Annotated in this window: 11 protein-coding genes; all 11 read left to right on the top strand. The window is 64.5% G+C overall.

Features of this window, described 5'->3' with window-relative positions:
* Window positions 1-66: 66 nt before the first annotated feature.
* The 11 genes from AC1DVR_RS02020 (at window position 67) to AC1DVR_RS01970 (ending at window position 13,427) form a co-directional block, all read left to right on the top strand.
* The gene (locus AC1DVR_RS02020) at window positions 67-1,863 is read left to right on the top strand and encodes a carboxypeptidase-like regulatory domain-containing protein (protein ID WP_477998847.1); all 1,797 of its coding nucleotides are present in this window, start codon (window positions 67-69) and stop codon (window positions 1,861-1,863) included.
* Window positions 1,864-1,865: 2 nt separating this feature from the next.
* The gene (locus AC1DVR_RS02015) at window positions 1,866-2,525 is read left to right on the top strand and encodes a hypothetical protein (protein WP_477998846.1); all 660 of its coding nucleotides are present in this window, start codon (window positions 1,866-1,868) and stop codon (window positions 2,523-2,525) included.
* 62 nt (window positions 2,526-2,587) lie between these two features.
* The gene (locus AC1DVR_RS02010; RefSeq protein WP_477998845.1) at window positions 2,588-3,550 is read left to right on the top strand and encodes a LysR family transcriptional regulator; all 963 of its coding nucleotides are present in this window, start codon (window positions 2,588-2,590) and stop codon (window positions 3,548-3,550) included.
* Between the two features lie 153 nt (window positions 3,551-3,703).
* Window positions 3,704-4,684, top strand: coding sequence for an ABC transporter permease (locus AC1DVR_RS02005; RefSeq protein ID WP_477998844.1), 981 nt, complete (start codon window positions 3,704-3,706; stop codon window positions 4,682-4,684).
* Window positions 4,685-4,724: 40 nt separating this feature from the next.
* Window positions 4,725-5,744: a sugar ABC transporter substrate-binding protein gene (locus AC1DVR_RS02000; protein WP_477998843.1), complete on the top strand. Its 1,020-nt coding sequence runs from the start codon at window positions 4,725-4,727 to the stop codon at window positions 5,742-5,744.
* A gap of 75 nt (window positions 5,745-5,819) precedes the next feature.
* On the top strand, window positions 5,820-7,943 hold the full coding sequence (locus tag AC1DVR_RS01995; protein WP_477998842.1) for an ABC transporter permease: 2,124 nt from the start codon (window positions 5,820-5,822) through the stop codon (window positions 7,941-7,943).
* Entirely contained in the window at window positions 7,940-8,959 is a 1,020-nt protein-coding gene (locus AC1DVR_RS01990; RefSeq protein ID WP_477998841.1) for an NHL repeat-containing protein, read from the top strand. Before AC1DVR_RS01995 ends, AC1DVR_RS01990 begins: the two co-directional genes overlap by 4 nt.
* On the top strand, window positions 8,960-10,456 hold the full coding sequence (locus tag AC1DVR_RS01985) for a sugar ABC transporter ATP-binding protein (RefSeq protein WP_477998840.1): 1,497 nt from the start codon (window positions 8,960-8,962) through the stop codon (window positions 10,454-10,456).
* 18 nt (window positions 10,457-10,474) lie between these two features.
* Window positions 10,475-10,885: a carboxymuconolactone decarboxylase family protein gene (locus AC1DVR_RS01980; protein WP_477998839.1), complete on the top strand. Its 411-nt coding sequence runs from the start codon at window positions 10,475-10,477 to the stop codon at window positions 10,883-10,885.
* Between the two features lie 4 nt (window positions 10,886-10,889).
* On the top strand, window positions 10,890-11,864 hold the full coding sequence (locus tag AC1DVR_RS01975; protein WP_477998838.1) for a quinone oxidoreductase family protein: 975 nt from the start codon (window positions 10,890-10,892) through the stop codon (window positions 11,862-11,864).
* Between the two features lie 144 nt (window positions 11,865-12,008).
* On the top strand, window positions 12,009-13,427 hold the full coding sequence (locus AC1DVR_RS01970) for a cytochrome ubiquinol oxidase subunit I (RefSeq protein WP_477998837.1): 1,419 nt from the start codon (window positions 12,009-12,011) through the stop codon (window positions 13,425-13,427).
* The last annotated feature ends 4 nt before the right edge of the window (window positions 13,428-13,431 follow it).

The raw sequence follows: 13,431 nt of genomic DNA, 5'->3' as shown, positions 1-13,431 counted from the left end.
GCAAGGGCAGGCCCATAGTCTCCGCAGCATTGTAAAGCGTAACCTGTACTCTGGCGGGTTGAATTCATGGGCATTAGGATTGGTGACCTCACCAACCGGTTCGAATTGATGAACTGGCACGAACCGGTCGCGGAACGTATTCCCCGCAGGTTCAACGACCATGCCGAAGCCTTGCGCTTCCTGCGGCGGCATCTATTGCCCGACGAGGTCTCTTCCGCCGTGCGCCGGTGGAGCCATGACCTCGGGATCAGTTCCGGCACCCACAGCATTTTCCTCAACCGTCTGGCCCATGCCATCATGGCCGGCGAGCTTTGGGTGGCCGAGCTGGAGCGCGGCACGCTGCAAGGCGGTGGCGGCGGCGGTGGTGGCGGCAAGGTCGATCCGCCCGGACCCGGCCCGGGACCCGGTCCTGGCCCTGGGCCAAAGCCGAAACCGGTGCCGGTGGCCGAGCTGGTGGTGACGGTGAAGGATCTGAACGGCAAGCCGGTCGAAGGCGTCACCGTGACGGCGGGCGCGCTCGGCACCAAGACCACCGACAAGTCCGGCGTCGCCGATTATGGCAAGGTCACCCCCGGCAGCTATGACATCACCGCCGCCAAGCCCGGCCATGGCAAGAAGCGCAATGGCAACGAGGAGAAGGACGAGAAGAAATCCGTCTCGGTCCCCGATGGCGCCAGGACCGCCGTTGACCTGATCCAGCATCCCGAATGCGCCAATGTGGCCTTCTTCGAAGGCTCCAAGATCCGGCCCAACTACTTCGGTTTCGACCACAAGACCAACATGCGGGCGGTGCCAAAACCCTCCTACTGGGACCCGATCCCGCCCAAGGGCTCCTTGAAGATGCCGACCGACCGCCTGACCCGCGACGAGGCGCGCTGGGTCTCGGTCGCGGTCGGGCAAGAGGCGGAGGTGGAGATCCACTTCCTGTTCAGCGACACGCCCTGCGTGCCCTGCCTTGCCAACACGACCTACGAGGTGATCCCCGCCACGGTGGCCGAGGTGGTGACGGCCCAGATCACGACGCAGCATTCCTGGTTCAAGATCAAGGGCAAGGCCGAGGGCGAGGCGACGCTGAAGGTGGTCTGCGACGGGAAAGAGATCGGCTGGTTCCACATCTGGTGCAAGGAAGAGGCCACCGTCAACCTCGACATCTGCATGGTGACGACCACCCGCGCGCGGGCGGCGGTCTATTCGGCGGCCGACATAGATACACGGCTGAACCGGATCTACCGGCAGGCGGCCTTGAAGGTCAGCACGCTGGATCTGGGGACCATCGACCTGTCCGGCAATGCCGGGATTTCCACGCTGGAATCGAAGGTCTACCCCTCCGATGGCAGCGCGCCCTTCAAGGACGACGATCCGGCGCTGAACAATTTGCTGGCCGGGCTTGAAGGCGCGATCAACGGGGCGCTGGCGATCCGGCCTACGGGCCCCAAACCACGCGACAAGACGCGCAAGCTGATCTTCTATGTGCCGACCCTGGGCTGCAACCTGAACGGCATGGCGCGCAACATCGGGTTCTCTTCGGTCTTCCTGTTTTATGACACCTCGCCCAACTACTTCTCGACCTGCGGGCACGAGCTGGGCCACAGCCTCAGCCTGCGCCACCCGAGCGACCCCAAGGGCTCCGGCCAATATGCCGAGCACAATTACAAATCCGCCGGCCAGAACCCGACGCCGGCCTGGGCCGCCACCAATACCGAACCGGCGGTCACGGCCTATCCCTACACGACGGCGGCCGAGATCCGGGAGTCGAAGAACGTCCAGGGCAATGACCCGCTGAACCTGATGGGCTACTGGCATGACAGGGCGGTGCGCAATCAGCTGCGCTATCACCAGTGGAAAGTGATGGATCGGAAATGACCATGGATTACGTCAACATCTGCCCGCCCGCCATCGTCTACCGCATTCAGGAGGCGGACCTGAAATCCTCGTCCAGCAGCGACCTTCTGCCATTCATCCAGGGCGCCGGGGACCGCCGCTGCGTTCTGGCCGCGACCGAGGCCGTGGCGCGGCGGATCTCGGCGCTGACCGATCCGCAGGTCTTCGGCGCCTTTGCCAATACCGTCGCCTCTTATGCCAGCGATTTCGAGCCCGACCAGATCCCGGTGATCCGCGAGGCCTATCTGCACTATCCCTACAACCGCAAGGTCGCCGGCGAATACTTCGCGGGCCTGCGCCGCACCGGGATTGACCTGCGCAAGGAGTTGCGGGGCAAGATCCGCCCGGACTGGTCCTTTGCCACACCCTATAGCGAGGGCGATACCTGGGATTACTACATGTACCTTGCGAGCCTGGGCGAGCCGGGCGCGCTGGAGGCTTTGGCCGCCAAGATCGCCGACACGCCGGATGGCAATGACGTGACCCTGTTCCTGACCAGCCTCGCCGATCTGCCCGGGCCCGAGGTGGAAGAGGTCTTGCAACGTTACGCCCATGACAGCCGCACCGCCGATGGGGTGGACGGACCGGGCATGTCGCTGGCCGATACGGTCGTGCATCTGATGTCGATGCGCCATCCGAACTGAGCGGCGAATTGACAGGCGCGGGGCGCGGGCCCTAGGTTTGGCCCTCAACAGGCGGGGGCAAGATGGATCTGCGGGCTTACACCGGTTTCGTGGCCGCCGCCGAGGCGATGAACATCACCGTGGCAGCCCAGCGCCTGAACCTGACCCAATCGGCCTTGTCCCGCCAGATCAAGACGCTGGAGGAATCGCTCGGTGTCGCCCTGTTCGAAAAGGCCGGGCGCAATGTCCGGCTGACCGCGGCCGGGCAGGCGCTGTTCTCGCGGGTCAATGCGGTGCTGATCGCCGACCGGACGCTGCGGACTTTTGCCGATGATATCGCGCGGAACCAGACCGGGCTTCTGAAGATCGGCTTCTGCTCGCAACTGATCGAGCGGTTCTTGCCGAACTTCCTGCCGCAATGGCGCAGCGCGAACCCCGATATCGACATCCATATCGAAGACGGCGGCGGGCCGGAGCTGGGGGAAAAGCTGCGCGCGGGCGAGCTGCACCTGATCCTCAGCGCGATGCCCGCGGCCCCGGTGGCGCAGTTCGAGGCGCTGCCGCTGGGCAAGCTCGGCTTTCTCGCGGTCGCCACCGCCGAACATCTGCCACCCAGCCCGCGCCCGGTGGAGATGGCCGATCTGATGGCCCTGCCGATCCTGACGCTGAACCGCCGCCACGCCTCACGCGAGGTGTTCGATGCCGCCTGTCGCCTGCTTGGCGCCGCGCCGCAGGTGGTTCTGGAAAGCAGCGCGCCCGCGACCCTGTTTGCGATGGCGGCGGGCGGGAATGGGGTGGCGGTTGTGCCCTCCTCGGCCATGGTGCCTGCCGGGACGCAGGGTCCGGCGCAAAACGGGGCCAGCCGGGCGCTGGTCTCGCGGCCGATCGCGCTGCGCGGCACGCCGATCGAATTTGCGATCGGGGCGATGTGGAACAGCCGCGCGCCGTTGCCCCTTTATGGCCGCCGCTTCCTGACCGACATTGCCGCCCATATCGGCCAGGTCGAGGCCGCCGCCCTGCTGCAAACCACGTTGCGCATTGCCTGAAAACCGCTTGTCTGGGCAAAACCCATGCACATTCCGCATGAATCAGCGGCGCGATTATTCATTGGACGTATGGTTTGCCGTCACACTAGGATCACGAAAGCGCGCGCCTCGGCCGGGTTGCGCGGCGCAAAGACAAGCAGGGATACCCCGACGATGGAACGCAGCTTCGGTTGGAAAAGCCTGAACCAGGAGCGCATCGTGCTGGCCATCGCGATTGGGTTGTTTGTGGTGGCCGCCGTCGGCCTGCCGGGGTTTCTGACCACGGGCAATCTGCTCGCCATCCTGCGCTCGGTCTCGGTTCTGGGGATCCTGTCGCTTGGCATGGCGGTGGTGATCATCGGGCGCGGGATTGATCTGTCGATCGTGGCCGTCATGGCCATGTCGGTGGCCTGGTATCTGCAGATGCTGGGCGCGGGCGTGCCGGATGCCTCGGCCTTTGCGCTGGCCCTGGGTGGCGTGGTCGCGATCGGGCTGATCAACGGGTTTCTGGTGGCCTATGCCGAGGTGCCGGCGATCTTCGTCACCCTCGCCTCGGGGTCCTTCGTCTTCGGCTATGTCCGCTCGCAGCTGATCGACCGTGATGCGGTGCCGGTGCCGCATGGCCATTGGGTCGAGACCCTTGGCCAGATGCGGCTGGCCACGGTGCCGCCGGAGGTCTTCCTCTTTGCTTTTTTGGCCTTTGTCGCCTTCATCTTCCTGCGCTTCACCCGCTGGGGCCGCTTTGTCTATTACGCCGGGGACAACCCGGTGGCGGCGCGCAACATCGGGATTCCGGTGCGGCCGATGCTGGTGCTGCGCTATGTCATCTCGGCCCTCGCGGCCTTTGTGGCAGGCATCCTGACGGCGGCTAGCCTGCAGAGCATCAACAGCCGGGTGGTCAATTCGACCCTGCTTTACGACATCGTGCTGGTCGCGGTGATCGGCGGGATCGGGCTGTCGGGCGGCAAGGGCGGCGTGCGCAACGTGCTTTATGGCGCGGCGCTGATCGGGATCATGCTGAACGCGATGACGATCATCGACATCCCGCTTTTGTACCAGAACCTGATCAAATCGACGATCCTTCTGGCCGCGATCATCTTTGACGGCGTGATCAACCCGCGTGACGAACAAACCGCCCAGCAGGGCGACATCTGACTTTTCCGCCCCCCGCCATTGCGAACCAGAAGGATATGACATGAAGCTCGCGAAACTTTTGATCAGCGCTGCGGCCCTGGCCGCCTCGCTTCTGACCACCGCTCCGGCGATGGCCGACGACCCGGGCCCTGCCGCCTATTCCACCGCCCTGACCGGCAAGCGCGTGCTTCTGGTGCCGCTGGCGATGGGGTTCGACCTGGCCCAGGGCTGGTCGGCGATCCTGAAGCGTGAGGTCGAGGCCTTTGGCGGCTCCTTCGACACCCGCGACCCGAACTGGAGCACCGAAGCCGGGGCGCAGGCGCTGACCGAGGCGATCTCCTCTGACCCGCATCCCGATGTGCTGGTGGTGATGTCGCCGGACCTGAACTCCTATTCCAAGATCCTGAAGAAGGCGCAGGACGCCGGTATCTATGTGATCCTGATCGACAATCCGGCCAACTTCCCGGCCGATGCCTATGTGGGCAGCGACTGGAACAAGCTGGGTCAGCTGGAGGCCGAAGCGGTCGTGAAGGGCTGCGGCGAGGGGTCTTCCAAGAAGATCGGGCTGGTGCAGGGCGATCAGGTCAATGCGACCTCGCTTTACCAATATGCCGGGATCATGGAGGTTCTGGCCAAGCACCCGGATTTCAGCGTCGTGGCCAAGCCTGACAGCAACTGGGATGCGACCACCGCGCGCAACGTGGCCACCACGATGATCCAGCAGAACCCCGACATGTGCGGCATCATCGACTTCTGGGATGGCGATGCGACCGGAACCTCGGCGGCGATCCGCGATGCGGGGTTGAGCGACAAGATCTTCCTTGTCACCACCGGCGGCGGCGAGAAGACGGCGGATTGCGCGACGCTGGAGGATGGCACCTATGGCGCGGTGGTGATGACCGATCTGGCGCGCGAATCCGGCGATATGGTCGCGATGATCAAATACCTGCTGCAAAGCGGGCAGAAGCCTGGCACCGCCTCGCCCTATATCTACACGCTGCTGAAGGCGACGACCAAGGCAGACCTGAAGCCCGACACCTGCTGGGATCTGAAGGCGCTGCAGGCTGCCGCTGGCAAATAAGTGATCGGGCGTCGCAGGATATGCGGCGCCCCCCTGCCCTTGCGGGCCTTCTCCTGACCTGATCGAGCATATCCGATGCACCTCCGCGAGCGGCTGCAAGCCTGGCGCTACAACCTTGTCCCCGATCATCTGATCGGCGAGATCCTGACCAAGCGCTGGACCGACAATGCCATTCCCTTTCTGGCTTTGGTCGTCACGGTGGCCACCTTCGGCAGCCTGATCCCGGGGTTCTTCAAGCCCCTGTCGCTGCAGGAAAGCACCCGCCAGCTGGGGGAGTTTTCGCTGGTCGTCACCGGGCTTACGGTGGTGATGCTGGGCGGTGGCATCGACCTTGCGGTGGGGTCGATCTTCGCCCTTTCGGCCTTTGCGGCGGTGGCGTGCTTTTTCATCTTTGAGCTGCCGGTCTGGGTGGCGTTTCTGGCCTCGCTTTCGGTGGGCGTGCTGTTCGGTGCCATCAACGGCTATCTGATCGGCTATCTGCGGCTGCGGGCTTTTCTGACGACGCTGGTGACCTTCATCATCGGACGGGCGGTCTATGACATTCTGGTAGTGAGCTTCGCCTCCAAGGTGCAGATGTCCTCGGCCCAGTCGGATATCTGGGATTTCATCGGCGATGGCACGGCTTTGGGCGTGTCGGTGCCGGTCTGGGCGGCCTTGGCCTTGGGGCTGGTCACCCATGTGGCGCTGACCCGATCACGCCCCGGCTGGCATGTGCTGGCGGTGGGCGGCTCGCGCCGGTCGGCCTATAACGCGGGCATCAAGGTGCGGCGGACGGTGTTTCTGACTTATGTTTTTTCAGGGCTTTGTGCCTCGGCCGCCGGGTTCCTGATCGCCACGCGGCTGTCAGGTGCGGGACCCGGCACGGGTCAGGGGTTGGAGATCGCGGCCCTGACCGCCGCTGTGGTGGGGGGCAATTCGCTGGGTGGCGGGCGCGGGTCGGTGGCCAAGGGGATGATGGGCGCGATCATCGTGCTGGTGATGACCAATGGCCTGATCCGGCTGGGTTATGGCACCGGGACCAACCAGATGGTGCTGGGGCTTTTGCTCGCGGTGGCGGTCACCATCGACATCCGCTGGCTGAAGAACCGCCACAAGGTGCTGAACGAGGTCTATGTGGCCCCCGTCTACCTCGCCATGGGGCCGACGCAATCGGCCGAGCCTGCCTCGGGCACGCCTTACGCGTTGAACAACCGCCTGTCGCAGGCCGATGCCATCGGGCTGGGAGAGTTGGAGGGGCCGGAGGATGTGATCCTGGACGCCAACGACCACCTCTACTGCGGCACAAGGCATGGCGAGATCGTGCGGTTTTTCGCCCCCGATTATACACGGTCCGAGGTCTTCGCCCATGTCGGCGGCTTTCCCCTTGGGCTGGCGTTTGACGCCAAGGGCAACCTGATCTCCTGCGTCGGCGCGATGGGGCTTTATGCGATTTCGCCCGACCGCAAGGTGACCAAGCTTTCGGCGGAAACCGCGCGTTCGATGACCTCGATCGTCGATGACGCAAGGCTGCGCGACCCCAACGATCTGGATATCGCCCCGGATGGGAAGATTTACTTCACCGACTCGACCAAGCGCTACGATGCGCATGAATGGACGCTGGACAGCATCGAGAACCGGGCGACCGGGCGGCTTCTGGTCTATGATCCCAAGGATGGCAGCACGAAAACCCTGCTGGACGGCTATCGCTATACCAATGGCGTCTGCATGGCGCATGACAACAAGTCCTTGTTCTTTGCCGAAAGCTGGGCCTGCCGGATCCACCGCTATTGGCTGGAGGGGCCGAAGGTCGGCACTGCGGAGTGTGTCATCCGCGACATGCCGGGCTATCCGGACAACATCAACCGCGCCTCGGATGGCAGCTACTGGATGGCCTGGCTGGGGATGCGGACGCCCTCGTTCGACCTTTCCCTGCGGCATCCGGCGATGCGGAAGAGGATGGCGCGGCGGTTGCCGCAGGACGACTGGTTGTTCCCCAACATCAACACCGGCGGCGTGGTGAAGTTTGACGACAGCGGGCGGATTATCGGCACGCTGGGCGACCTCACCGGCGCCTCGCATGCGATGGTGACCTCCATGCGCGAGCATAAGGGGCAACTGTTGATCGGCGGCATCTTCAACAACCGGATCGGGCGCTTTGCCATCGAAGGCGCCGACAAGGGGTGGAGCGGGATGCGGTCTTATTGGGGGGTGGGGCAATGATCTTCGATCCGATCCTTGATATCTTCCGCGGCAAGGCCGTGACGATCCCGCCTTTGGACGGGGCGTTTCGCCCCAATACCGCGCTGGAGGATGCCCCGGTTTTAGCCGCCATGACCGCGCCGGACAATCTGGTACACTGGCAGGGCGAGGTTCTGGCCAGTTCAGGCGCGACGCTGCTGCGGCCCGATGGGTCTGTGGTGCAAAGCTTTGGCTCAGATGTGACGGCGCTGGCCGTTTCCCACTCAGACGATCTGGTCGTTGCGCTGGAGGATGGCAGCCTAACGGTGGCAGGCCAGCCGCTACCCCTGCCCCCGGGCGTCGCCTGCATCACGGCGCTGGCTTATGGGGCGGATGGACGGCTTTGGCTCGCCAATGGTTCGGCCACGTTGAAGCCGTCGCAATGGGCGACGGATCTGATGATGAAAAACGCCTCGGGCTCGGTCTGGGTGTTTGAGGGCGGTTGGAAGAAGGTGGCGGGCGGGCTCGCCTGGCCCTATGGGCTTTTGCCGGAGGGGGCGGGGGTTCTGGTCAGCGAAAGCTGGCGGCATCGGGTGTTGCGGCTGGGTGCCGGACGGCCGCAGCCGGTGCTGGAAAGCTTGCCCGGTTATCCGGCGCGGCTGGTGCCTGCGGCAGGGGGCGGGGCGTGGTTGGCACTCTTCGCGCCGCGCAACCGGTTGATCGAGTTCGTCTTGCAGGAAACCCATTACCGTCTGGCCATGATGGCCGAGGTGAAGCCGGAGTTCTGGATCGCCCCGGCGCTCGCCTCGGGCCAAAGCTTTCTGGAGCCGCTGCAATGCGGCGGCATCCGGATGATGGGCGTCCACAAGGCTTGGTCGCCGACCCGCTCGCAGGGGCTGGTGGTGCGGCTGGGCAAGGATATGGCGCCGCTTTATTCCTTCCACAGCCGGGCCAACGGCAGGCGGCATGGCGTGACCTCGGTTCTGGAGCATCAGGGGCGGCTTCTGGTGGCCGCCAAGGGTGGAGATTGCATCGTGACCTGCGAGGGAGAGGGCTGAATGGAACCGATCCTGAGGCTGGAAGCCATTTCCAAATCCTATCGCAGCGTGCCGGCGGTCAGCGGGGTGAATTTCACCCTGATGCCGGGCGAGATCCATGCCCTTCTGGGCGAGAATGGCGCGGGGAAATCGACCCTGACCAAGATGATGGCCGGGGTGGTGCAGGCGAGTTCGGGCAAGATCTTCCACAAGGGGGTGGAGACGAGTTTTGCCACGCCGAACGAGGCCCTCGCGGCAGGGATCGCGATGGTGTTTCAGGAAACCTCGCTGGTGCCCTCGATGACCGTGGCGCAGAACCTGTATCTGGGGTCGGAGAAGTTCCTCAACCGCTTGCGCGGGATCACGATTTCGACGCAGCAGTTCCTGCAATCTCTGAACTTCAGTGTCGATCCAACGGCGATGGTGGAGACTTTGGGCGCGGCCAAGCGCCAGATGGCCGAGATCGCCCGTGCGGTGCATCACAACGCCGAGGTGATCATCTTTGACGAGCCGACCGCCACGCTGACGCCCGAGGAGAAGCGGCATTTCTTTGCACTCCTGGGGCGGTTGAAAGCCTCGGGCGTGTCGATCATTTTCATTTCCCATGCGCTGGAGGAGGCTTTGGCCATTTCCGACCGGATCACCATTCTGCGGGACGGCGAGCTGGTGGTGACGGCGGAGACTTCGACCTTCACCCGCGACAGCATCATCGCGGCGATGGTGGGGCGGAGCCTTTCAGCCTCGATCTACAAGGCGCGGGATGATGCGTCCTTGCGCAAGCCGGGGCGCAAGGTCTTGTCGGTGCAGGATATCTCGATGGGCGCGATGGTGCGCAACACCTCGTTCTCGGTGTTCGAGGGCCAGATCACCGGGGTTTTCGGGCTGATCGGATCAGGCCGGACCGAGACCTTCAAGATCGTCGCCGGAATCGCCAAGCGCGACTTTCTGCGCGGCGGGACGATCCTTCTGGACGACAGGCCGGTGCGCTACCTGACCCCCGCCCCGGCGATGCGCGACGGGATCGTCTATGTGACCGAGGACCGCAAGACCGAAGGCATCTTCGAGACGATGAGCATTGGTGAAAACCTGTTCGGCGGCGCTTTGGCGGCGGGCAAGACGGGCGCCACGGTGGTACGGCTGGCCGATATCAAGGCGCTGGCTTCGGAATGGATCGCCAAGCTGAACATCCGCGCCATCAATGACAATGCCCGTGTGGTCGAACTTTCGGGCGGCAACCAGCAGAAGGTGGTGATCGGCAAGGGCCTGGTGCAGGCGCCACGTCTGGTGATCTTTGACGAGCCGACGCGGGGCGTCGATGTGGCGGCGATTGCCGAGATTCACCAGATCATCAACGGGTTGGCGGATGCGGGCCTCGCCGTGGTGGTGATCTCCAGCTACCTGCCCGAGGTTTTGAACCTGTCGGACCGCATCCTCGTCTGCCGGCAGGGACGCATCGTGGAAGAGCTGTCGCCGACCCAGGCAACCGAGGAAAAGATCATGTATGCTGCGGTCCACTGACCGCCAGAGGAGGACAGAATGGCAACCGTGAAACTGCTGACCGACGCCGAGGCCGAAGCGATCCCGCGGGTCAAGGCGGTGTTCGACGATATCCGCGCGACGCGGAAGTCGGATTTCATCAACAATTTCTGGCGGGCGGCGGCCAATGACCCCGCGCTGCTGGAGCGGACCTGGGGCGGGTTGAAAGAGGTCATGGCGGGCGAGACGGTTCTGGGCCGGGTGGTGCAGGAGATGATCTATATCGCGGTTTCGACCGCCAATGGCTGCAGCTACTGTGTCCATTCCCACACCGCTGCCGCACGGGCCAAGGGCATGACCGAGGCGCAGCATGCCGAGATGGTCGCGATCATCGGGCTCGCCGCGCAGACCAACCATCTGGTGACCGCGATGCAGGTGCCGGTCGATCCCGAATTCCAGATCGAAAGCTGACGTCATGGACAAGGCCCTGATCGCCCATCAGCCCGGCGGCCCGGAGGTCATGCTCTGGCAGGACATCGCAACCCCCTCCCCCGCTGCGGGGGAGGTTCTGGTGCGGCAGACGGCCATCGGGGTCAACTTCCTCGATATCTACAACCGCTCTGGCCTTTACCCCTGGACCACGCCCACCATGATCCCCGGGGCGGAGGCTGCGGGCGTCGTCGAGGCGGTGGGGCCAGGTGTCACCGGTTTGGCCCCCGGTGACCGCGTGGCCTATGTCCTGCCGCATGGCGCCTACCGCCAGCGAAGGGTGGTGCCGGCGGAACGGCTTCTGGCCCTGCCGGAGGCGATTTCGGATGTGCAGATCGCGGGCGTGCTGCTGAAGGGGCTGACGGCGCAATATCTGGTGACCGCCTGCCACGCGGTCCAGCCCGGGGATCGCGTGCTGGTCCATGCGGCGGCGGGTGGGGTTGGGTTGCTGCTTGGCCAGTGGCTGAAGGCGCTGGGGGCCATGGCGATCGGCACTGCGGGTTCGGCGGAGAAGGTCGCTCTGGCCCGCCAGCATGGCTATGCCCATGTCATCAACTACCGGAGCGAGGATTTCGTCAGCGTTGTCCGCGAAGTGACCGAGGGCAAAGGTGTTGCGGTGGTCTACGACTCGGTCGGGCAGGACACCTGGGCGGGCTCGCTGAAATGCCTGCAGCGGCGGGGCATGTTCGTGAATTTCGGCCAGTCCTCGGGGATGATCACCGGCTTTACCCTGGCCGACCTGGCGCGGGGCGGCTCGCTTTCGGCCAATCGTCCGGTGCTGTTCGACTACATCGCCAGCCGGGAGGAGCTTCTGGCCCGCAGCGGCGATCTGTTCGCCCGTCTCGCCAGCGGCGTCCTGCAGACCCCGGCGCCGCACACGCGCCCGCTGCAAGAGGCCGCTCTTGCCCATGACGATCTGGAGAACCGACGCACCACCGGGGCGACCGTCCTTTTGCCCTGACGTCACAGCGGGTTCGGGGCGGCTGCATACCTTCGCATAGTTGCAATGCAGGGCGCGGCTGCGCAGGCTGGGACCAGACCTTGCGCCCATTGCCCGCACCTTCCCTCCCCCTGCCGGGCGTTTCAGGATCTGAGGAAGAAACCCATGTTCGGCGACATCTCGGCGATTGATCTGGCGCGGCTACAGTTTGCCTTCACCATCTCGGCCCATATCATCTTTCCGGCCTTCACCATCGGCCTGGCAAGCTTTCTGGCGGTGCTGAACGCACTTTGGCTTTGGCGCAGGGACGCGGTTTACCTGCGGCTCTTTGAATATTGGAAGACCATCTTCGCGGTGATCTTCGGGATGGGCGTCGTCTCGGGCATCGTGATGTCCTATCAGTTCGGCACCAACTGGTCGGTCTTTTCCGACAAGGTCGGCCCGGTGATCGGGCCCTTGATGGGATACGAGGTGATGTCGGCCTTCTTCCTCGAGGCGGGTTTCCTGGGCATCATGCTGTTTGGCCGCGAGAGGGTGGGTGAGCGGCTGCATATGGCGGCCACGGCGATCGTGGCGATTGGCACGCTGTTCTCGGCCTTCTGGATCCTGAGCGCGAACAGCTGGATGCAGACGCCGCAGGGTTACACCATGAACGATCTGGGCCAGTTCGTCCCGGCGGATTGGGGAGCGGTGATCTTCAACCCGTCTTTCCCCTATCGTCTGGTGCATATGGTGCTGGCGGCCTATCTGACCACGGCCTTCATGGTCGGCGGGGTCGGCGCCTGGCACCTGATCCGCTCCCCCGACAGCCGGGGGGCGGAGATCATGTTCTCGATGGCGATGTGGATGGCGCTGATCGTCACACCGATCCAGATCTTTGCCGGCGATGCGCATGGGCTCAACACGCTGGAATATCAGCCCGCCAAGATCGCCGCGATGGAGGGCCATTTCGAGGGTTACCCCGAGGGCGGCGTGCCCCTGATCCTGTTCGGCCTGCCCGACGACAAGGGCGAGGTCACGCGTTACAAGGTCGAGATCCCCTATCTCGGCTCGCTGATCCTGACCCATAGCTTGAGCGTGCCGATGAAGGGGCTGAAGGACTTCCCCGCCGACGAGCGCCCGAAATCGGCAGTGATCTTCTGGACCTTCCGGGTCATGGTGGCGATCGGCTTTGCGATGCTGGGGATCGGGCTCTGGTCGGCCTGGGCGCGCTGGAAGGGGCGGCTTTACACCGAGGTCTGGCTGCACCGCGCCGCCGTGCTGATGGCGCCGGCAGGGTTCGCCGCCGTCCTGGCCGGCTGGATCACGACCGAGGCCGGGCGGCAGCCCTATACCGTCTATGGCCTGTTGCGCACCTCGGACAGCGTGGCGCCCCTGCATGCTTCGGCTGTCGGCACCTCGCTTCTGGCCTTTGTCGTGGTCTATTTCTTCGTCTTCGGCTCAGGCACCTTTTACGCCCTGCGCCTGATGTCCAAACGCCCGCGCGACCGGATCGAGATCGACGAGATCGGCCCGACCCGCACCGCCGGGATCACGCCCGTCGCGGCCGATCCCGCAGCGCCGCACACCGCGGCAAAGGAGTAGCGCC

This window comes from Rhodobacter sp. P2_H5 (assembly GCF_056403335.1).
Note: the sequence above shows the minus strand (reverse complement) of the source record. Positions and strands in the feature narration are given on the sequence as shown.

Excerpts from the sequence above, each read along its gene's own strand:
- AC1DVR_RS01980 (WP_477998839.1), top strand. The coding sequence starts at position 10,475 with ATGGCAACCGTGAAACTGCTGACCGACGCCGAGGCCGAAGCGATCCCG.
- AC1DVR_RS01990 (WP_477998841.1), top strand. The coding sequence starts at position 7,940 with ATGATCTTCGATCCGATCCTTGATATCTTCCGCGGCAAGGCCGTGACG.
- AC1DVR_RS02010 (WP_477998845.1), top strand. The coding sequence starts at position 2,588 with ATGGATCTGCGGGCTTACACCGGTTTCGTGGCCGCCGCCGAGGCGATG.
- AC1DVR_RS01975 (WP_477998838.1), top strand. The coding sequence starts at position 10,890 with ATGGACAAGGCCCTGATCGCCCATCAGCCCGGCGGCCCGGAGGTCATG.
- AC1DVR_RS02005 (WP_477998844.1), top strand. The coding sequence starts at position 3,704 with ATGGAACGCAGCTTCGGTTGGAAAAGCCTGAACCAGGAGCGCATCGTG.
- AC1DVR_RS01985 (WP_477998840.1), top strand. The coding sequence starts at position 8,960 with ATGGAACCGATCCTGAGGCTGGAAGCCATTTCCAAATCCTATCGCAGC.
- AC1DVR_RS02000 (WP_477998843.1), top strand. The coding sequence starts at position 4,725 with ATGAAGCTCGCGAAACTTTTGATCAGCGCTGCGGCCCTGGCCGCCTCG.
- AC1DVR_RS02015 (WP_477998846.1), top strand. The coding sequence starts at position 1,866 with ATGGATTACGTCAACATCTGCCCGCCCGCCATCGTCTACCGCATTCAG.
- AC1DVR_RS01995 (WP_477998842.1), top strand. The coding sequence starts at position 5,820 with ATGCACCTCCGCGAGCGGCTGCAAGCCTGGCGCTACAACCTTGTCCCC.
- AC1DVR_RS02020 (WP_477998847.1), top strand. The coding sequence starts at position 67 with ATGGGCATTAGGATTGGTGACCTCACCAACCGGTTCGAATTGATGAAC.
- AC1DVR_RS01970 (WP_477998837.1), top strand. The coding sequence starts at position 12,009 with ATGTTCGGCGACATCTCGGCGATTGATCTGGCGCGGCTACAGTTTGCC.